This window comes from Candidatus Polarisedimenticolia bacterium, assembly GCA_036001465.1.
Classification (GTDB): Bacteria; Acidobacteriota; Polarisedimenticolia; order Gp22-AA2; family Gp22-AA2; genus Gp22-AA3.
The window spans coordinates 1-18607 of the sequence record DASYUH010000008.1; the positions used below are offsets into that span (position 1 = coordinate 1).

At 69.4% G+C, this 18607-nt stretch carries 20 protein-coding genes; 7 read left to right on the forward strand and 13 right to left on the reverse strand.

Features of this window, described 5'->3' with window-relative positions:
- Positions 1 to 1017: 1017 nt before the first annotated feature.
- The 3 genes from VGV60_01560 to VGV60_01570 form a co-directional block, all read right to left on the reverse strand.
- Positions 1018 to 1485: a hypothetical protein gene (locus tag VGV60_01560; GenBank protein HEV8699939.1), complete on the reverse strand. Its 468-nt coding sequence runs from the start codon at positions 1483 to 1485 to the stop codon at positions 1018 to 1020.
- Positions 1486 to 1619: 134 nt separating this feature from the next.
- Positions 1620 to 2009 (reverse strand): hypothetical protein, encoded by a 390-nt coding sequence (locus tag VGV60_01565; GenBank protein HEV8699940.1) that lies wholly within the window; start codon positions 2007 to 2009, stop codon positions 1620 to 1622.
- A gap of 257 nt (positions 2010 to 2266) precedes the next feature.
- Positions 2267 to 3115, reverse strand: coding sequence for a DUF309 domain-containing protein (locus VGV60_01570; protein ID HEV8699941.1), 849 nt, complete (start codon positions 3113 to 3115; stop codon positions 2267 to 2269).
- Between VGV60_01570 and VGV60_01575 the strand changes: the two genes are divergently transcribed.
- Both VGV60_01575 and VGV60_01580 read left to right on the forward strand, forming a co-directional pair.
- Positions 3109 to 3765 carry an ACT domain-containing protein gene (locus VGV60_01575; GenBank protein HEV8699942.1) on the forward strand — a complete coding sequence of 219 codons (657 nt, stop codon included), beginning with the start codon at positions 3109 to 3111 and terminating at the stop codon, positions 3763 to 3765. The genes VGV60_01570 and VGV60_01575 overlap by 7 nt on opposite strands.
- Positions 3766 to 3772: 7 nt before the next feature.
- A complete protein-coding gene (locus VGV60_01580) occupies positions 3773 to 4732 on the forward strand; it encodes a lysophospholipid acyltransferase family protein (GenBank protein ID HEV8699943.1) in 960 nt (319 codons plus the stop codon).
- On the opposite strand, the gene VGV60_01585 is transcribed toward VGV60_01580, so the two are convergent.
- The gene (locus VGV60_01585; protein ID HEV8699944.1) at positions 4674 to 6185 is read right to left on the reverse strand and encodes a fatty acid--CoA ligase family protein; all 1512 of its coding nucleotides are present in this window, start codon (positions 6183 to 6185) and stop codon (positions 4674 to 4676) included. The two genes, VGV60_01580 and VGV60_01585, sit on opposite strands and share 59 nt — an antisense overlap.
- 127 nt (positions 6186 to 6312) lie before the next feature.
- Between VGV60_01585 and VGV60_01590 the strand changes: the two genes are divergently transcribed.
- Complete coding sequence (locus VGV60_01590; GenBank protein HEV8699945.1) at positions 6313 to 7236, forward strand: hypothetical protein; 924 nt, start codon at positions 6313 to 6315, stop codon at positions 7234 to 7236.
- Between the two features lie 11 nt (positions 7237 to 7247).
- Here the strand turns inward: VGV60_01590 and VGV60_01595 are convergent, their stop codons facing one another.
- From VGV60_01595 to VGV60_01605, 3 genes are read right to left on the reverse strand one after another with little or no spacing between them, the layout of a single operon-like run.
- Complete coding sequence (locus VGV60_01595; GenBank protein HEV8699946.1) at positions 7248 to 8618, reverse strand: radical SAM protein; 1371 nt, start codon at positions 8616 to 8618, stop codon at positions 7248 to 7250.
- Positions 8615 to 9319, reverse strand: a complete 705-nt coding sequence (locus tag VGV60_01600) for a glycosyltransferase family 2 protein (GenBank protein ID HEV8699947.1) — start codon at positions 9317 to 9319, stop codon at positions 8615 to 8617. Before VGV60_01600 ends, VGV60_01595 begins: the two co-directional genes overlap by 4 nt.
- Before the next feature lie 34 nt (positions 9320 to 9353).
- The gene (locus VGV60_01605) at positions 9354 to 9626 is read right to left on the reverse strand and encodes a phosphopantetheine-binding protein (protein ID HEV8699948.1); all 273 of its coding nucleotides are present in this window, start codon (positions 9624 to 9626) and stop codon (positions 9354 to 9356) included.
- Positions 9627 to 9748: 122 nt separating this feature from the next.
- On the opposite strand from VGV60_01605, the gene VGV60_01610 reads away from it, so the two are divergent.
- The 4 genes from VGV60_01610 to VGV60_01625 are packed head-to-tail and all read left to right on the forward strand — an operon-like array spanning position 9749 to position 13102.
- Positions 9749 to 10201, forward strand: coding sequence for a hypothetical protein (locus VGV60_01610; GenBank protein HEV8699949.1), 453 nt, complete (start codon positions 9749 to 9751; stop codon positions 10199 to 10201).
- Positions 10198 to 11412: a beta-ketoacyl-[acyl-carrier-protein] synthase family protein gene (locus VGV60_01615; protein HEV8699950.1), complete on the forward strand. Its 1215-nt coding sequence runs from the start codon at positions 10198 to 10200 to the stop codon at positions 11410 to 11412. Before VGV60_01610 ends, VGV60_01615 begins: the two co-directional genes overlap by 4 nt.
- Positions 11409 to 11858 carry an arsenate reductase ArsC gene (locus tag VGV60_01620; protein HEV8699951.1) on the forward strand — a complete coding sequence of 150 codons (450 nt, stop codon included), beginning with the start codon at positions 11409 to 11411 and terminating at the stop codon, positions 11856 to 11858. Before VGV60_01615 ends, VGV60_01620 begins: the two co-directional genes overlap by 4 nt.
- A 17-nt stretch (positions 11859 to 11875) precedes the next feature.
- A complete protein-coding gene (locus tag VGV60_01625; protein HEV8699952.1) occupies positions 11876 to 13102 on the forward strand; it encodes a beta-ketoacyl synthase N-terminal-like domain-containing protein in 1227 nt (408 codons plus the stop codon).
- A 36-nt stretch (positions 13103 to 13138) separates the two neighbouring features.
- Here VGV60_01625 and VGV60_01630 read toward each other — a convergent pair whose 3' ends face one another.
- Genes VGV60_01630 through VGV60_01655 form a run of 6 tightly spaced genes read right to left on the reverse strand, consistent with a single transcriptional unit; the run spans position 13139 to position 18603 of the window.
- Complete coding sequence (locus VGV60_01630) at positions 13139 to 13504, reverse strand: hypothetical protein (GenBank protein ID HEV8699953.1); 366 nt, start codon at positions 13502 to 13504, stop codon at positions 13139 to 13141.
- 27 nt (positions 13505 to 13531) lie between these two features.
- Positions 13532 to 14299 (reverse strand): TatD family hydrolase, encoded by a 768-nt coding sequence (locus VGV60_01635; GenBank protein HEV8699954.1) that lies wholly within the window; start codon positions 14297 to 14299, stop codon positions 13532 to 13534.
- Between the two features lie 6 nt (positions 14300 to 14305).
- Positions 14306 to 16279: a methionine--tRNA ligase gene (gene metG / locus VGV60_01640; protein HEV8699955.1), complete on the reverse strand. Its 1974-nt coding sequence runs from the start codon at positions 16277 to 16279 to the stop codon at positions 14306 to 14308.
- 31 nt (positions 16280 to 16310) lie between these two features.
- Complete coding sequence (locus VGV60_01645) at positions 16311 to 16619, reverse strand: hypothetical protein (GenBank protein HEV8699956.1); 309 nt, start codon at positions 16617 to 16619, stop codon at positions 16311 to 16313.
- Positions 16616 to 17878, reverse strand: coding sequence for a nickel pincer cofactor biosynthesis protein LarC (gene larC / locus VGV60_01650; protein HEV8699957.1), 1263 nt, complete (start codon positions 17876 to 17878; stop codon positions 16616 to 16618). Before larC ends, VGV60_01645 begins: the two co-directional genes overlap by 4 nt.
- A complete protein-coding gene (locus VGV60_01655) occupies positions 17878 to 18603 on the reverse strand; it encodes an NAD-dependent deacylase (GenBank protein ID HEV8699958.1) in 726 nt (241 codons plus the stop codon). The genes larC and VGV60_01655 overlap by 1 nt, the downstream gene beginning before the upstream one ends.
- Positions 18604 to 18607: the final 4 nt, after the last annotated feature.

The window sequence follows — 18607 nt, forward strand, 5'->3', positions numbered from 1 at the left end:
GTCTCGGTGCTCTTAAGAATCGCGGCCGCCCGGTCTGGCGATAGGGGCCAAAGCAAGAGCTTACAGGCTGGGTCGTCCCTGATGTCCGGTGGTGGAGGAGGAGCCTTCTCCGCGTTCCCAGTCGTCAGGCTTGCCGGCGGAGCGACAGCTTCTACCGTGCAGGCCAACAATGCTGAGGCAACGATGACCACGACGATGGTCCGCATAATGTCCTGTCCGGCTAACGCCCCGGCTAAGCTGCGGCGCGCGTGCTCAGCCTCTCACTCCGCCACCGGCCTCCCGCGCGCCGCCAGCTTCAGCCGGTTGTTAGACCGCTCCGCCTACGCATAGCCATTTGAGTCGAATTCCATGAACTGACCGGTGTCCACATCGTACTGAATGCGCCAATAGCGGAACCCGCCATCAAGAACCAAGACTGGTTGCTGGCGCCAATAGGCGTAGAAATCTGATGGGTCAACACTCGGCCCGGGAAAACAATTTACTAGAATCCTTCTGCTCCCACCGTCTACGACGATGCCGATGTACTGTCGCCTGTACGTGACAAGCTCATCAAGAATCTTGCCAACCTCCCGTGTCAGGTATGAACGGCGCTGTGGGGAGGCTTCGGAGGATGGGTCAAGCAACTCGGGGTCCGTCAACCCAAGCTCTAGGGCGCCTCGAAGGCTCACTTCGAGACTGGCGATCATATCTGGGCTGGGGGTCCAAAAAGCTGATGCTCGGACGCCCAACACCGTCGACCTGCCTTCCAAGCTCTCCTTCGGAAAGATGACTCCGGTGTATGAGGGCCCCTCAAGGACCGGAAGGTCATGCGCGAAGCCTGTACGGACGGGCGACACAACCGCGGGCGCACAGCCCACGCTAATGAGAATCGCAGCCAATCCGACACGAAGCACTGTTCCCCCGCGACCAAATGATTTGTCGGTCTAACGCTCCGGCTAAGCTGCGGGCCGCCCCGGCGCGGGCCTTGCGATTTCTGCAAGGCACGTGACGGGGTGGACCGTCAGCTTCAGCCGGTTGTTAGGCTGCAAGTCGTGCATAGACCCGCCGCCACGCGTGAACAGCCCACCAATGGAACCCACCGAGTAAGAAAGCAGCACCAAGTGCCTGCACCAGTGCGACCCGGAGTGTCGCGTCAGGTCGCACGGTGCCGCTGACCAGACCAGCCAGCCCACCGGCCACGATGAACCAACACACGCTCGGAGCCTGTGACACCGTCACGGCGCGCCGTCCGATCGATGGCCCACCAGCGAGTACGACGAGATAGATTGCACTGGCAAGACCAACGCGTAAAGCCTTCGGCCAGTTCGCATCGACAATCAGCAGAAGCGTCGCCGTGAAGCCCAACAAAGCGAATAGGCCGAGGCTCGCGGCAAATTCGATCGACCCGATGTTGGCTAGTCGGCCGCTCAGGATGCACCAACGAGTCGCCTTACTATGACCACCGTCTTGACTCGCGAACATGTTGATCGACTTCCCCTGATCCATTGCAGCCTAACGCCCCGGCTAAGCTGCGGCGCGCGTGCGCCGCCTACCACTCCGCCACCGGCCTCCCGCGCGCCGCCAGCTTCAGCCGGTTGTTAGCCGGCATGTCTCGACTTACTCGGTTCTTTGCCGACATTCTAGCTCTCGCGGCGCGCAGGGACGAGATATTCCAAGCATAGTGCTATCGCCACGTATTCACCGCCAGCGAGAGCGCCCAAGAGGATTAACGGGAAGGCCGAGAGTCGCCATACCACATAGATGCCCATCGCGAGGTGGCCCACTGCTAGCACGCCCAGTGCTACCCAAAATTTCGGGTTCCGCCAATTTCGACGCTGCCCCTTAATCACGTACCCGAAGGCTATGGCGGTTACAGCTGCGAACGCGAACCACTTCATCGGCGGGTCGGGCGGGCCGCCTGTCTTGGCTTGATAATAAGCCCACCCGATCATCGCCCCGACGGCCGCTACGCCAATCAGAATGTAGAGAATGAAGTCCCTGGCGCGTGCGAGCGTTGCGCCGCGATTCACTTTTCTATCCGTCATAACTATCTGTCCGGCTAACGCCAATTATCTCGTTCGAGAAAAGCCAATAAATCTGCGAAATTGCGATCTAGTTCGGAAAAGGGCGGTCGGCCTCTTCCAGTTATGACTGCAGGACTGTCGATTCGTTGACGAGTTGCGTGCCATCCACGGGCGCGCCTGAGCCCCGAACCTCTCGCTGACCACGGGGAGATTCATGGAATCACGCTCCTTGAGGACGCTTGGCCGATGGCGCTTGGGCGTGATTATAGGCCCGGCGGAGGCCCTTCATCAAGATTCCGCTCTGCCCGGGCCTTGAGGGCGGCGTTCATCTGCTCGAAACCGGTTCGCGTGGCGGTGAGGTGTGTCCGCCTCAATATCGGAACGAGCAGGCCCCGGAACCTCTCTCGCTGGGAAAAGCGCACGCGGCCCGGCTCGAGGGGGGCGATGTTGAAGACGTGCTCCCCTTCGAACATACCCGGGACGCGCGAGCGGCCCCACCAGCGCAGTTCCCGGCGCGGGTCGGCTCGCAGGATGAGCGGACTGAATCTCATCAGGCGGCCGTCGGGGAATCGCGTCGCAACGGCGAGTCTCGTCCCGGGCCGGAGATCGCCTTGAATGGCGATCAGGAACGGGTTCCAATCCGGATAGGCGGTGAAGTGGGTCAGCACCTCCCACACGCGGCGAGCGTCGGCGGCGATCTCGATGTGGGTATGGATGGCGCCGGACCAGAGCCGCGCGGGCGGAGCGGGGAGGACGGGGAACGCGGCGGGGTCGTGATCGATCGCGCCCGTCGCCGCCATCCGGCGGGCCATGTCCTGCCGCGCCCCGACCGAGGCGAGCAACGAACGAAGATCGAGGCGGCGCGCGAGGTCCGGACCGACGGCGGCCAGCTTCTCCGTCCCCTTGCTGAAGAGGGCGACGGCGCCCCCGGGCCGTCCGCACTGGAGCTTGTGAAACCCTGCGGCGACCTGGATCAGGCCGTGAAGCAGGAGGCGGTCTTCTCCATCTGCGGTGCGCCAGGCGTCCTCCCAGACTTCATGGGCTTCGAAGAACTGGCGCTCGTTGAACAGGGCGATCCCTTCATCCAGGGCCTCGATGAGGGAAGTTGGCAAGCGGGAGCCCTCGGCCGGCGGCGCGCGCGACGTCCATCGCACGGGTCGCGGCGGATTGTATCAGGAGGCTCCTGGGGCGGCGCGACCCGATCCTGATCTACAATCAGCGCACCGTGAGACGCCACTTTGTACTGACCGCCATCGGAAAAGACCGGCCCGGGATCGTCGCGGACCTGGCGGAGATGGTGTTCGATCTCGGCTGCAATCTCGAGACCAGCAGCATGATCAATCTCGGGAGCGAGTTCGCCACCATGATGCTGTTCTCGGGCCAGGGCGACGACCTGGGGCAGCGCCTGCACATGGCGTGCAAGCACCTGGAATACGAGAAGGAGATGACCATCTTCGTCAAGCCGGTCGGGGAGGGGGCGTCTCCCGCCTCGCCTCCGGGGGGGCGCGCCTTCCGCATGCGAACCATGGGGGAGGACAAGGCGGGTATCGTGGCGCGCACGGCGCGGCTGATCGCCGATGCCGGCGGCAACATTCTCGAGCTGACGTCTCATCTGAAAGCGGCGCCCGCGTCGGGGACGCCGCTGTACGAGATGGAGATCTTCTTCGAGCTGCCGCGCACGGCCGATATCGAGTCGCTGCGCGGGCGCCTGGCCGCCATCGAGCAGTCCCTGCACATCGACATCACGCTCTCGCCCGCCTGATCGCTGCATGACGAGCGACGGGGTTCCGGCGCCGGCGGAAGACCGCGGCGCGCGGCCTGGGCGCTGGTACACGCACGGCTGGAACCGCGACCTGTCCTGGCGCCTGATCCACGCCATCATCCCGCGCGTGCCGCGCGTCCTGCGGCCCCCCATCCACCTCGTGACCACGCTCATCTGCTTCGCCGCCATGTCGCGCGAGAGGAGTGCGGTGCGGCGGAACCTCGAGCGGGTCACCGGACGCACGGGGCCGGGATCCATGCTGCAGGCCTTCCGGCTGTTCTACAACTTCAGCAAGTTCATGGTCGGCTACACGGATCTCATGCGCCTGAGTCCCGAAGAGCTCCGTCTCCGGATCGAGTGCGGCGAGGAGCTGACCCGCCGGTTCATGGCACTCCTTTCGGAAGGGCGCGGCCTGATCGTGCTGACCCTGCACCTCGGGAACTGGGAGGTGGGGCTGGCGCACGTGGCCGGCCTGGGGCCGCCGGTCAACGTCGTGCTGCGGCAGGAGGACTCGGAGGCGGCCCCCTTCGAGGCTGAGGCGCGCGCCCGGGCCGGCGTGCGCGTCGTGTCGGCGGGGGAGTCGGCCTGGAACGGGCTCGACCTGCTCCTGTCGCTCCGGCGCGGCGAGATCGTGGCGATCCAGGGGGACCGGCCATTCGGCCCGCAGACCGAGCGGATCGATCTGTTCGGCGCCCCGGTCGATCTGCCGGCCGGTCCGTTCGTCCTGGCGCAGGCGAGCGGCGCGCCGATCCTTGCCGTCAGCGTGCCAATTCGGGGGCACTCCCGCTACCTCATCGCCCTGGAAGGGCCCCTGCGCGTCGGGCCCGGCCCGGAAGGGGTGCGCGCCGCCATGGAGGCGTTCGCCCGCATGATCGAGCGGTTCGTCGGCGCCTGGCCGACGCAGTGGTTCAATTTCTATGAAGTGTGGGGCGGGCCGCGCGCTGACGGACCGGAAGGACGGCGCTGACGAGCGCCCGGTACTCGGTCTTGCCCCGGGCGTTGGTGGGGATGCGGTCCAGGAGCTCGATGTGGCGCGGCACCTTGAACGGCGCCAGCCGCACGGCGCAGGCGGCCAGGAGCGCCTCGCGCGTCAGGCCGCGCGCTCCCACGATGCAGGCGCAGACGGCCTGCCCGCGATGGCGGTCGGGGACGCCCAGGACCACCGCCTGGCGCACGCCGGGCACGGCGCGGAGCACCGACTCCACCTCCGCCGGATTCACCTTGCGGCCGCCCACGTTGATCATCCGATCGACGCGGCCGACGATTCGAATGCGTCCCTCGGCGTCGATCCGCCCGAGGTCGGAGGTCAGGAAGCGCCCCGGCTCCAGATCGGTCCCATCCTCGGGGTAATAGCACTCGGCCACGGCCGCGCTCCGGACGCAGACGCGCCCCGTCCCCTCCTCGTGGCCGCGCTCCGGGCGCACCGTGACCTCGACTCCGTCGAGAGGAGTGCCGACCCAGCCGTCCCCGACGATCCCCTCACGCGATCGATCGTACGAGATGCCGCCGCACTCGCTGGCGCCATAGAAGGTCCGGAGCGGCAGCCCGAAGCGCTCCTTGAAGGCGCGCGACAGCTCCTCGGGCAGGAGGGCCCCGGCCGACACGCACAGGCGCAGCCCCTTGAAGCTCTTCCGCCCCGCGGACTGGAGCAGCAACTGGAACAGGTACGGCGTGGCCGGCATGACCAGGGGGCCCGGGGACGACAACGCCTCGACGAGGAGCGCCGGCAGGGGCTGCTCCAGGAGGATCGGCCGCGTCCCCTGCAGGACCAGCATCATCAGGACGTGCGTGAACCCATAGGCGTGGCCGAGGGGGATGGCGGTCACGAGCGTGTCGTTCGGCCGGATGCCGACGGTGCGGGCGATGTGCTCCGCGTCCGCCAGGAGTTGATCGGCGGTGACCACGATGCCGCGGGGCCGGCCGGTCGTTCCGGAGGTCAGGCGGACGATGGCGGCGCCGGGACGGCCGTCGGGCCGCGCCCCGTCGCGCCCGTCGTCCGGCCTGGCGCCGCGGCGCGGAGGGATCCAGGCGTGCAGGCCGGGGAGGGAATCGCCCAGGGGCTCGGTCTCGCCCCCCTCGGGGTCGACGCGCCGATCGAACAGGCAGAACCCGGGGCGGAAGGCGCGGACGAGGCGGGAGACTTCCTCGCGCGCCAGGTCCGCGTCGGCCAGAAGCGGCACGAAGCCGCGCTTCCAGAGGGTCGCGATCGCCACGAGGTAGGCGTCGATGTTGCGGCAGGAGAGCAGGACGAGCTGACCGGAGTCGGGCTCGGCCACCTGGCGCCCCGAGGCCGTGCCGGCGCGCACCAGGCGCCGCTCGGCCCCCAGGACCAGCCGCTCGAACGAATCGACGTCGAACGCGCGTCCCGCGGGCAGAAAACGGGCCGCGTCCCTCCGGGGGGAGGCCGCGAGGCCGGTCATCAATTTGTCGTGGAGCGCCCTCGTGGGCACGCCGGACATGGGGCGCATTATAGGGTATTATCAGCCGGTGAGCGAGATCTCCAGCGGTCCCCTCCACGCCTCCGCGCTCCGACGTTGCGACCTCCACGTGCATACCCGCCACTCCTGCTGGCGGTCCGGCCGCATCCTGCGCGCCCGGGATTCGCATGCCGATCCGATCGAGGTCTACGAGCGCGCCAGGAGAGCCGGCATGGACTTCGTGGCGATCACCGACCACGAATCGATCGACGGCTGCCTGGCCCTCCTCGATGCGCGACCCGAGCTGGAGCCCGAGGTCATCGTCGGGGAGGAGGTGGAGACCCGATTCCCCGATACCGGGCAGTGGGTCCACGTCAACGTCTTCGGCTTGGACGAGGCGTCGCACCGCGAGGTGCAGCGCCTCCGCCCGAGCGTCTACGACCTCGTCGGCTACCTGCGCCGGCGGCGCTTCCTGCACGTCCTCAACCATCCGTTCCTGTCGTACCGTTTCCAGAAGCGGCCGCGGGCCTATGTCGAGGAGATCCTGGATCTGTTCGATCACTTCGAGGCAGGCAACAGCACGATGTCGCCCGGGCACACCGAAGCGGCCGAAGCGATGCTGGCCTACGCGCGGGCCGTCGGTCTGCGCAAGACGGCGGTCGCCGGGAGCGACGCGCACCAGCCGGACGACATCGCGACATCGTTCACCCTCGCTCCCGGCGTCACGGCGGCGGAATGGCTCGCGAGCGTGGCGCGCGGCGAATGCTTCATCTCGACCGCCCCCATCGGGTTCCCGCGCCTCCTCGGCAACGTCTACCGCGCGGTGGGCTCGTACTACCTCGATCTCGCACGGGGGCCGGGGCGCGCCGGCATGACACCGGGCAACTACCTGGCGGCCGCCACCTTCCTTCCCGCCGCGACCGTCCTCGGTCTCCCGGCGATCCTGACCTGCCTGAACGAGGCGAGGCAGCGCAGCGTCCTGGCGCTGACGCGCAGGAGCCTGGCCCGGATGGCCGCCTCCGAGTCGCCGGCCCCCGCCGAAGCGCTGGACTGATCCGCTGTCCGTCAGTACAGGTAGGGGTGTCTCCCGGCCCGCTGCATTTTTCGGAAGATCAGGTTCGCCGTCAGGTAGTGCATCTGGATGGCGAGGTTGCGCGGGGCGGGCGGGAAGAAGCGGCGCAGGATCGAGCGCATGCTGAAGAAGTCGCGGTAGGTGGCCCAGAATTTCAGCTCGGCCATCTCCGGCGTCATGCGGTTCGGACGGATGACGGCGCTGCCGTAGTGGTAGCGGTTCCAGTCCCGCGTCAGGATCCGCCCCTCCTTCTCCATCCGGTCGTGGAACGGCGTCCCGGGATACGGGATCGGCAGGTGGAACTTCGCCATCGGCACCTTGTTGCGGATGAGGAACTCCAGCGTCCGGTCGAAGTCGGCGGGGTCGTCGTCGTCCAGGCCGATCATGATGAGGGCGACGATCTGGATGCCGCGGCGGCGCAGCAGGCGGATGAGGCGGGCGTACTCGCGCGCCGTGGCCCACGGCTTGTTGATGCCGTCGAGGTTTTCCTGCTTGATGGTCTCGAAGCCGATGGAGAGGAGAAAGCATCCGCTCTTCGCCGCGAGGTCGAGCATCTCCTCGTCCTCGGCGACCTGGACCGTGCACTGGCTGCACCAGCGCATCTCCTTCGGGATCATGGCGCGGAACAGCTCCTTCGCGTACCGCCGGTCGGCCACGGGGTTATCGTCCATGAACAGGATGTTGCGCGACCCCCTGGCGCGGATGGCGTCGACGTCCTGGAGCACGTCGCCGATGGGCCGCTTGCGATAGGTCCCTTCGTGGAACTGGGTGATGCAGCAGTAGTCGCAGCGGAACGGGCAGCCGCGCGTCACGTAGAGCGGGAACTGGAAGTAGTAGTCGCGGTACACCTTCTCGCGCATCAGCTCGGGGCGCCAGAGCGGCAGGTGGTCCAGGTTCGGCCGCGGCAGGCCCGCGAGGTCGTGGAGCTTCTCTCCCCGGTAGACGCGGCGGGCGAAGCCGCCGCTCTGGAAGTCGGCCAGGAGAGCCGGCCAGGCGAACTCCGCCTCCCCCTTGACGACGGCGTCGCAGTGCTCGAGGGCCTGCTCCGGGTTGAGCGACACCCATTCGCCCCCCATGACGACGGGGATGCCGCGCGCGCGGTAGCGATCGGCCAGCCGGTAGGCCCGGCCGATCTGGAGCCCCATCGCCGTGATGCCGACGAGGTCGGCGTCGGTGTCGAGCGGGGGCTCGCGCATGAAGTCGTCCACCATCTCGACCGCGAAATCGGGCGGGGTGAGCGCCTCGAGGTGCACCAGCGTGAGAGCCGAGGTCCAGTAACGCTCGACGCGCGCCACCCGGCCGTCCGCCTCGAAGTGGCTCGCCGAGATGAGGAGGATTCTCGGCCGGCCACGGCGGGCGTTCATCGGCGGCCCATCCAGAGACGCAGGACCGTCCCGACGATCCGGAACGTGTCGCGCAGCGGGCGATAGTGGCTGGTGGCCCTGCCATCCACCACGCGCAGCCGGATCGGGACCGAGGCGATCGGGAGCTTTCGGGCCGTCGCCTGCATGAGGGCCTCCATCTCCGCCTCGTAGCGCCGTCCCGAAAGGCGCAGGTCCTCGAGAAAGCCGGCGTCGTAGAGGCGGAAGCCGCTCTGCGAATCGGGCAGGTTGGCCCCGGTGAAGAAGCGCAGCGACGCCGAGGAGAATCGGTTCATGGCGCGGCGCGGCCCCCACATCTCGGCGAACTGGCGGTCGCGCGATCCGACGATGATCGCGGGGCGCTCGCGGCGGTGGAGCTCGACGAACGCGGGGATATCGTCCGGATCGTGCTGGCCGTCGGCGTCGAGCGTGATGACCGCGTCGAGCGCCCGCTCCCCCCCGGCCCCGCCGGGCCGCGGGGCGCAACTCTCCGCCCGCAACGCCTCGAAGGCGGTCGTCAGCGCGGCCCCCTTGCCGAGATTGGATGGATGGCGGATGACCTCGGCCCCGGCCCGGCGGGCGGCCTCCGCCGTGTCGTCGGCCGAGCCGTCGTCCACCACGATGGTCCGGGGGACATGGCGCCGGGCCGCGGCGACCACGGGGCCGATGGTCTCCTGGGCGTTCAACGCCGGAATCACGACCACGAGGTGTCTGTCCGCGTGGGGCCTGCGGCCGGGATCAGGAATCGGCGCGCTTCCCGGCCACGAACTCGGCGAGGCTGTCGACCGATTTCAGGATGCGCCGGCCCTCCGCGACGTCGGCGATCTTCAGGCCGTACTCCTTCTCGATCCCCACGACGAGCTCGAGGAGATCGATCGAGTCGAGGTCGAGCCCGCCGCCGACCAGGGGCGCGTCGTCCGCGATGGATTTCGGATCGACCTGCTCCAGGCGGAGCCGGCGGACGATGAACTGCTTGAGCTCTTCGTGGAGCGCACCGTTGTTGCCCGACATGGCGGAATCGCCCTTATACCAGAGACGGCGGGCGGTTGCAATGACGCCGACCGTCGTCTAGACTGGCACGCGCCTCTCCGAACGCCCGCACAGGCTCCGGCCGGGGCGCGGGAGGTCCGCGCTTGAGCCAGGCCGCCGGTCCGCCGCACGCCCACCCGTTCCGGATGATCGACCTCGTGCTCGAGCTCGATCACGGCATCTGCACCACCGTGAAATCGGTCACCTCCGGCGAGGGGGTGCGGGACGACCCCGCCTCTCCCGCGGGCTACCCCTTCTCGCTGCTGCTCGAGGTGATGGCGCAGGCGGCCATCCCCCTGGCGGGCGAGGACGGGACCGGACATCGCGGCGAGCGCCCTCCGGGGTCTCCGGCGGGCGGAGCCCTGGTCGCCATCGACGAGGCGCGGCTGCTGGGGCCGGTGCACTACGGCGATCGACTCCTCGTCACCGCGTCCCTCGTCGGGGAATTCGGCGACATGATTCGCCTCAAGGCCCGGGCCGAGCGATCGGACGCTCCGCCGGGGGAGGGGATCGTGGCCGAAGCGGAGTTCACCATCGCCCTGGAGGGGGCGTCTTGACGCGGCGCGTGGCGATCACCGGCGCCGGCGTCGTGTCGGCCCTCGGCGCGACGGCCGCCGCCACGTGGGAGGGGATCGTCGCCGGCCGGACCGGCATCGGCCCCGTGACGCTCTTCGACACCTCGGCGGATCGCACCCACACGGCGGCCCAGATCACCGGCTTCGATTTCGACGGGCCGTTCACTCCGCGGGAGCGCGCCCGCCTGTCGCGCGGGGACCGGCTCGGGCTCCACGCCGCGCTCCGGGCGCTCGAGGACGCCGGGCTCGACCCGGCCCGCGTCGGCGGGCGCCGATCCGGCTTGCTGATGGGGGGCGGCGGGACCGGACTCCCGCAGGGGGAGGAGTACTTCAGAAGGACGCTCGCGGGGGTTGAGCCGAGGCCCTCGTCGGCCCTCGGGTTTTTCCAGGCGGCCACCGCCGACGTCATCGCCCTGCGGCTCGGCCTGCGCGGCCGGGTGCAGACGATCATGAACGCCTGCTCCTCGTCCACCATCGCGATCGGGGTGGGCGCCTCCCTGATCGCCCGCGAGGTCCAGGATCTCGTCGTGGCGGGTGGAGTGGAGACGCTGTCGCGCACGACGTTCTCGGGATTCAACTCCCTGCGGCTCGTCGACCCCGATCCGTGCCGCCCCTTCGATCGCGACAGGCGCGGGCTGTCGCTGGGGGAATGCGCGGCCTTCCTGATTCTCGAGCCGCTGGACGCTGCGCGGAAGCGCGGGGCCCGGGTCTACGGCGAGGTGGCGGGAAGCGGCATGTCGGCGGACGCCTATCACCCGACCGCGCCCGACCCCGGTGGGGCCGGCCTGGTCCGCTCGATGCGCGCCGCGCTGCAGTCCGCGAGGGCGGGCCCCGGCGAGGTCGACCACATCAACGCCCACGGAACCGGCACCGAGCAGAACGACGCCGCCGAGGCCTGCGCCATCAGGGCCCTGTTCGGCGCCCGGGCGCCGCGCATCCCGGTCGTCTCGATCAAGGGGGCTGTCGGTCACTGCCTGGGGGCCGCGGGGGCGATCGAGGCGTTCGCCGCGGTGATGTCGCTCCACCACGGGATCATCCCGCCGACGACCGGGCTGCGCGAGACCGGTCCCGACTGCGATCTCGATGGCGTCCCCGGAACGTCGCGCCCGGCCGCGCTGCGCCTCGTCCTGTCGAACTCGTCGGCCTTCGGCGGCAACAACGGGACCCTCGTCCTGCGGCGGACCGAATCGTGAAACCCAAGCAGCGGCCGTTCACCGTTCTGTTCGTGTGCACGGGAAACGCGGCCCGCAGCCAGATGGCGGAAGGGCTCGCCGGGCACCTGGGGAAGGGGCGCATCGAGGCGCACAGCGCCGGCACGCGGCCGGCCGGCATGGTCATGGCGGCCGCCCGGGCCGTCATGAAGGAGCGCGGCATCGAACTGGTCAGGCACTTCTCCAAGGGGCTCGACGCCGTGCCGGGGCCGTTCGACCTGGTCATCACGCTCTGCGACTCGGCGGTCCAGGAATGCCCCGCCGCACTCGTCGACGGGGCGCACGAGCACTGGTCCACACCCGATCCGACCTTCACCGAGGGCGGCCCGGACGAGGTCCTCGAGGCGTTCCGGCAGGTGCGCGATCGCCTGGAGGCGCAGATCACGGCGCTGATCCAGAGGGTGCGGCCCCAGGAGAAAAAATCGTAGGCGATCGGGGCGGAGCCATGAGACCGATCGGATGCCGGGTGATCGTCACGGGGGGAGGTGCGGTCAGCCCGTTCGGGGCCGGCGTGGAGCCCCTCGTCCTCGGTGTGTCGTCTGGCCGGAGGGCGCAAGGGCGGACCGACGGCGGGCGCGTCGCCCGCGTGCCACCGGCCGCGGTCGCCGCCTGTCCGTTCGGGGCGAACGCCTGGCGCCGCCTCGACCTCGGATCGAAGATGGCCGCCGCCGCGGCGTACGAGGCGCTGCAAGCGGCCGGATACCCGGCGGAGATCCCGCGCCCCGCGGACGACGCCGGGATCGCCACCCTCCTCGGAACGATGACCGCCGGGATCGAGACGCTGCGCGCCTTCCTCGGGGCCCTCTTCCGCGAAGGGCCCGAGAGCGTCTCTCCGATGCAGTTCCCGTTCACGGTCCCGAACGCTCCGGCAAGCCAATGCTCGATCCTCCTGGGACTCCAAGGGCCCAACCTGACGATCTGCGAGATGGAAGCCTCGGGACTGGCGGCGGTCGCCACGGCCGCCGACCTGATCCGCAGCGGCGCGATCGAGGCGGCCGTGGCCGGCGGCGTGGACGAGCAGTCGGAGACCTTCGGCCGCGCCTGGGCGCGTCTCCGCCTGACGCACCGCGGCAACCCGGAGACATTCCCGGGCCCCTTCGCCAAAATCAGGCGGGGCTTCATGCCGGGGGAGGGGGCGTACCTCCTGGTGCTCGAATCCATCGATCGGGCGCGCCGGCGCGGCGCCGAGCCCTGGGCGGAGGTGGTGGGGGAGTCGATGACCCACGGACGCGCGGCGGCCCACGCCTGGTCGCGCGACGCCGAGGAGGTCGCCTCGGCGATCCGGGAGACGGTGACGCGGGCCGGCCTGCGGCCGCGGGAGATCGGCTATGTCGCGGCGAGCGCCAACGGCACCCGCGACATCGATGCGGCCGAGGCGCGCGCCCTGCGCCTGGCGTTCGGCGACGAAGCGCGCCGGGTGCCGGTGACCTCGGTGAAGGGGTCGATCGGGGAATCGGCCGCCGCGTCGGCCTGCTCCGCGCTGGTGGGGGCGGTGTCGATCCGGGACGGCTTCATCCCGCCGCTGGCGGGCCTCGTGGAGCCCGACCCGGACCTGGGGCTCGACCTGGTCACACGGGACGCGCGTCGTGAGCGTGTGCCGTCGGTCCTGGTCCACGCGCTCGGAACGGGCGGCAGCGCCTGCTGCGTCATCCTGACCCGCGCCGAGGCGTAGGGCTTCTAGGAGCGTGTCCTCGGGGCGAACGAGTCCTCAGGTCCCCGCCTCGGTGTCGGGCCGCTCACGGCGGGCGTCTTCCAGGATCTCCCCCGAGTCCTTCGCCTCCCCCTCCGGCACGTAGATGGCGAACGAGGTGGTGACCGGGACCATCAGGCCGGCGGACAGGAGGAAGTTCTCCTCCGCATCGATCGGATGGGGGACGCCGCTCTCGTCGTAGTAGGCGAGGACGGGGTGGAGCCCGGCGCTCTGCAGGAGACCGTAGGCGACGGCGGCCTCCTCGCGCAGCGACTCGACGGCGATCGGAAGCGAGCCTGCCAGCAGGCTGCCGCAATCAGGGCAGGGGGTCACGCTGCGCGGAATGGAGGCATCGCAGGTGGGACAGCGGCTGCCATTCTCCATGGACCGCATGCTACGCCGCGCGGCGCATCACGTCAATCGGAAGGCCCGCTCCAGGTTGCGGGTGGTCGCCTCGCCGACCTGCCCGGGGGAGAGGCCCTTCAGGGCCGCGAGCTTCTCGACGACGTGGACGACGCGCGCCGGCTCGTTGCGCTTGCCGCGAAAGGGGTGCGGCGTCAGGTACGGCGCGTCGGTCTCGCACAGGAGCCGATCGATCGGGGCGCGGGCGGCGGCCTCGGCGAGGCTCCCCGCGTTCTTGAAGGTCAGGGGCCCGGCGAACGACAGGTAGAAGCCGAGGTCGAGGCAGCGCGCCGCCTCGTCGGGCCCGCCCGAGAAACAGTGGAAGACGCCGCCGATCTCCGAGCCGCGCTCGTCGCGCAGGATCGACAGCGTGTCGTCCCACGCCTCGCGGGTGTGGATGACGATCGGCAGGCGCACCTCCCGCGCCAGGGCGATCTGATCGCGGAAGGCCCGGCGCTGGTCCTCGCGGGGCGAGAAATCGTAGTGATAATCGAGGCCGATCTCGCCGATGGCGACCGCCTTGGGGCGCGCCGCCGCCTCACGGATCGTGGCCGCGATCGCGGGCGTCCAGTGCTTCGCCTCGTGCGGGTGGACCCCGGCGGTGAAATGGATGAAGTCGTGCCGCGCCGCCAGGTCGGCGCACGCCGCCGCGTCGCCGATGAACGAGGAGACCGTGACCAGGCGCTCGATCCCCGCCGCCCGAGCGCGCGCGATCACCTCGTCGCGGTCGGGGTCGAAGTGCTCCAGCGTCAGATGGGCGTGGCTGTCGCTCAGCAACGGGCGCTACTTCACCTTCCAGCCGGGCGGCACCGGCTCCTCGGTCGTCAGGATGTAGGGCTGGCCCCCCGCGTCGGAGGCCGCGAGCAGCATGCCCTGCGAGACGACGCCCCGGAGCTTCGCCGGCTTGAGGTTCGCGACGACGACGATCGTCCGCCCCACCAGGGACTCGGGGCTGTAGCGGGCGGCGATGCCGGCCACGATGGTGCGCGTCTCGCTGCCGATGTCGACCGTGAGCTTGAGCAGCTTGTCGGCCCCCTGGACCTTCTCGGCGGCGACGATCTTCGCCGTGCGCAGGTCGACCTTCGCGAAGTCGTCGATGGCGATCTGGGCCGCGCCTGTCCCCGCCGCCTGCGGGCCGGGCGCCGCCGGCATCGCGGGAGCGGGTGCGGGGGGTTGCGGCGTCGTGCCTCCGGGCGTGTCCATGGGTGCCTCCTTCAGGTACGCGGCCTTGTCGATGCGCGGGAAAAGCGATTCGCCGCGGGCGATGGCGATCCCCGGCTTCAGCTCGCCCCAGGTGACGTGCTCCAGGCTGGCGGCCCCCGGGTCGGAGCCGAGGCCGAGGCGTTTCCACAGCTCGGACGCCGAATGCGGCATGACCGGCGCCACCAGGACGCCCACGATCCGGAGCCCCTCGGCGACCGTGTAGAGAACCGAGTCGAGCGCCCAGCGTCGTCCGGGGTCCTGGGACAGTTTCCACGGCTCGTTCTGCACGATGAAGCGGTTCAGCAGGCCGATGAAGCTCCAGACACGCGCCAGGCCGGTGCTGAAATCGAGCGCCTCGAACCCCTTCACCAGCCCGGCGACGGTGTCCTTCGCCGCCCCCTTGAGCGGCTCGTCTTCGCGGAAGCGCGGGTCGGACCGGGGGATCCGCCCGCCGCAGTAGTCCTCGATCATCTTGAGCGTCCGGCTGAGCAGGTTCCCCAGGTCGTTCGCCAAGTCGGTGTTGACCCGATCGATGAACGCTTCGTCGGAATAGTTCGCGTCCTGGCCGAACACCATCTCGCGCATGAGAAAGTAGCGCACGGCATCGACGCCGAAGGCCTCGATGAGCGGGATCGGATCGACGGCGCCGCCGCGCGACTTGGAGATCTTCAGGGCGTCCCGCAGCCACCAGCCATGGGCGACGATCCGTCGGGGCAGGGGCTCGTCGGCCGACATCAGGAAGGCGGGCCAGTAGACCGCGTGGAAGCGCAGGATGTCCTTGCCCACGAGGTGCATGTCGGCCGGCCAGTATCGCGCGTACAGCTTACGGTCCGAGCCATAGCCGAGCGCGGTGATGTAATTGCTCAGCGCGTCGAACCAGACGTAGAAGACGTGCTTCGGGTCGCCCGGAAGCGGGATCCCCCAGGTGAAGCTGCTGCGGCTGATCGACAGGTCGCGGAGCCCCGACTCGACGAACGACACGACCTCGTTGCGCCGCGACTCGGGGAACACGAAGCCGGAGTTCGCCCGGTAGTGCTTCAGGAGCGGCTCCTGGTATTTCGACAGCCGGAAGAAATACGACTCCTCCTCGGTCCAGTCGACCTTGTGCCCCTGATCGGGGCAGCGCCCGTCGACGATCTGGCTTTCCGGGAAGAAGGACTCGCACGACGTGCAGTACCAGCCCTTGTAGGCGTCCTTATAAATGTCCCCCTTCGCCACGATCTTCTGGTACAGCTTCTCGACACCGCGGCGATGGCGCTCCTCGGTCGTTCGAATGAAGTCATTGTGGCTGATCCCGAGCGTCCGCCAGAGGCCCCGGAATCGTTCGACCACGGAGTCGGCGAGCTCGATCGGCTTCAGCCCCTTCCCCCCGGCGGCGCGCTCGACGTGCTGACCATGCTCGTCGGTGCCGGTCAGGAAGAAAACGTCCTGCCCGACCATGCGGTGAAAGCGCGCGATCACGTCGGACACCACGGTCGTGTAGGCGTGGCCGATGTGGGGAACGTCGTTGACGTAATAGATCGGCGTGGTCAGGTAGAAGTACTTGCGGGCCACGACAATACCCCTCTCCGGGAGGCGACGGCGACTACGAGCGGTCGCCCGGCTCCAGGTAGATCTTGAACAGACGGTAGAACTCCGACTCGAAGCTCTTGTGATGGTGCCGCTCGAGGCTCGTCCCGAGCGTCGGCCCCAGCCGCAGGAGCTGGAGGTATTCGTTGTACATGGCGTCGACGTCCCCCTTGGCGGCGAAGGTCCGCATCGTCTTTTCCGCCTCCATGGCGGGCAACCGCAGCGCCATGTCCCCGCCCGCCCGGGTCGCCAGGTCGAGCGCCCCCTCGGTCACGTCGAGAACGACCCGCATCATGCGCGCCGCCCGTGTCTTGTCGTAGATCACCGGTTCCTCCTGCGATGCTCTCCGCGGTCCCGGCCCAGGGGCTCGGGCGGCAGGGCCCAGGCGGCGAGCGTTGTGGGCGTCCCCCGCGGGGGCGTGTAGGCCGCCGCGGCCTGCCGCATGACCTCCTTGAGCGGCGCGCCCGCCTTCAGCGCCGCGCGGCGGCAGTCCTCGTATTCGGGCGTGACCTGCACCACCTCGCCATTGTAGACGGACACCTTCATCCGGATCGGCCCGTAGGGCGTCTTCGCCGTCACGGTGCGCCGCGCCAGCTCGATCCGCCCCATCGGCTGGTAGCGGAAGCCGATCGTCGTCGTCTCGCGAAAGATGACCGCGGAGACCTCTTCGAGCTGTTGCTCGGGACAGATGATTTTCACCATGGTGCCGGGGCGGCTCTTCTTCATCTGGATCGGCGTGTAGAAGACCTCCAGGGCCCCCGCGTCGAACAGGCGCTCCATGAGATGGCCGTACAGCTGGGGGTTCATGTCGTCGATGGTCGTCTCCAGCACCAGGACGGTCTGGCGCAGCACCGCTTCCTTGAGCAGGTCGCCGTACAGCGCGCGCAGCAGGTTCGGGTGGTGATCGAACTGCTTCGAGCCGGCGCCGCAGCCCACCTTGATGATCCGCATGGGCGGCAGGGGGCCGAAGTCGGCCGAAAGCGACGCGGCCAATGCCGCGCCGGTCGGGGTCACCAGCTCCCCTTCGACGTGGGTGGCGTACATCGGGCGTCCCTTCAGGATCTCCACCACGGCGGGTGGAGGGACGGGAAACGTGCCGTGCTCCATCGTCGTCATCCCGCGCCCGACGTGCAGGGGGGAGCAGACGACGCGAGGCCAGCCGAGCTTCTCCAGCCCGATCATCGTGCCGACGATGTCCACGATGGCGTCGGTCGCCCCGACCTCGTGGAGGTGGACCTTCTCCCTGGAGATCCGGTGCACGCGGGCCTCGGCGTCGACCAGCGTCGTGAAGGCCGCCATGGCGCGGCGGCGCACTTCGGGCGAGAGCCGGCTGCGCTCGACGATGCGGGCGATGTCGGCGAGGCGCCGCTCCGGCTGCCGTCCGGCCGCGACCTCGACGTCCACCTTCGTCCCCGACAGGCCGCTGCGCGTCACCCGGCGGGCCGACAGCGTGTACCCTCCGACTTTCAGCAGGCGGAGCCGGGATCGCAGCCAGGCCGGCTCGACCCCCAGGTCCACGAGGGCCCCGAGGAACATGTCGCCGCTGATGCCCGAGAAGCAGTCGAGATACAGTCCGCGCATCATCAGGCTCCAAGCAGATCCGGCAGGGCTTCGGCCGCCGGCGCCCTGATCACCTCGTCGGCCAGCGAGGACAGGGGCGTCGGCTCGATGTTGATCTCCACCAGGTAGGCGCCGCTCCCCCCGGCGATCTCCGGAAGTGACGCGGCAGGATACACTACCGACGAGGTCCCGACGGAGAGGAAAAGCTCGGCCTGCCCCGCCGCCAGGGCCGCGTCGCGCACGGCGTCTTCGGGCAGGCGCTCCCCGAACCAGACGACGTCCGGGCGCAGGAGCGCGCCGCAGGCACAGCGGGGCGGGATCTCGGGAAGCGGCACCCGGCGGTCCTCGCCCGCCGTCCCCTCGCGCGTGCAGCGGACCCGGAAGATGTCGCCGTGCAGCCGGATGACCTCGGCGCTCCCCGCCGCCTGGTGCAGGCCGTCCACGTTCTGCGTGATCAGCCTGAAATCGGGATGCCCCGCGCCATAGCGCGCCAGGGCGAGGTGCCCGGCGTTCGGCGCGCAGGCGCTGATCTGCCGCCGCCGCGCGTCGTACCAGGCCCAGGCTCTGGCCGGATCGCGCGCGAAGCCTTGAGGGGTCGCGAGGGCCATGAGAGAGTCGTTCTCCCAGAAGCCGTCCTGGCTTCGGAAGGTCGGGATGCCCGACTCGGCCGAGATCCCGGCGCCGGTGAAGGCGACCACGCGCCGTCCGCGGGCCACCAGATCCCGCAGACGCTTTGATATGGCGACCATGGGT

What these genes read in the sequence shown, in the direction of transcription:
- VGV60_01655 (HEV8699958.1), bottom strand. Translation starts at nt 18,603, where the DNA reads ATGGTCGCCATATCAAAGCGTCTGCGGGATCTGGTGGCCCGCGGACGG.
- VGV60_01560 (HEV8699939.1), bottom strand. Translation starts at nt 1,485, where the DNA reads ATGGATCAGGGGAAGTCGATCAACATGTTCGCGAGTCAAGACGGTGGT.
- VGV60_01585 (HEV8699944.1), bottom strand. Translation starts at nt 6,185, where the DNA reads ATGACCGGCCTCGCGGCCTCCCCCCGGAGGGACGCGGCCCGTTTTCTG.
- VGV60_01580 (HEV8699943.1), top strand. Translation starts at nt 3,773, where the DNA reads ATGACGAGCGACGGGGTTCCGGCGCCGGCGGAAGACCGCGGCGCGCGG.
- VGV60_01625 (HEV8699952.1), top strand. Translation starts at nt 11,876, where the DNA reads ATGAGACCGATCGGATGCCGGGTGATCGTCACGGGGGGAGGTGCGGTC.
- VGV60_01630 (HEV8699953.1), bottom strand. Translation starts at nt 13,504, where the DNA reads ATGGAGAATGGCAGCCGCTGTCCCACCTGCGATGCCTCCATTCCGCGC.
- larC (HEV8699957.1), bottom strand. Translation starts at nt 17,878, where the DNA reads ATGATGCGCGGACTGTATCTCGACTGCTTCTCGGGCATCAGCGGCGAC.
- VGV60_01605 (HEV8699948.1), bottom strand. Translation starts at nt 9,626, where the DNA reads ATGTCGGGCAACAACGGTGCGCTCCACGAAGAGCTCAAGCAGTTCATC.
- VGV60_01595 (HEV8699946.1), bottom strand. Translation starts at nt 8,618, where the DNA reads ATGAACGCCCGCCGTGGCCGGCCGAGAATCCTCCTCATCTCGGCGAGC.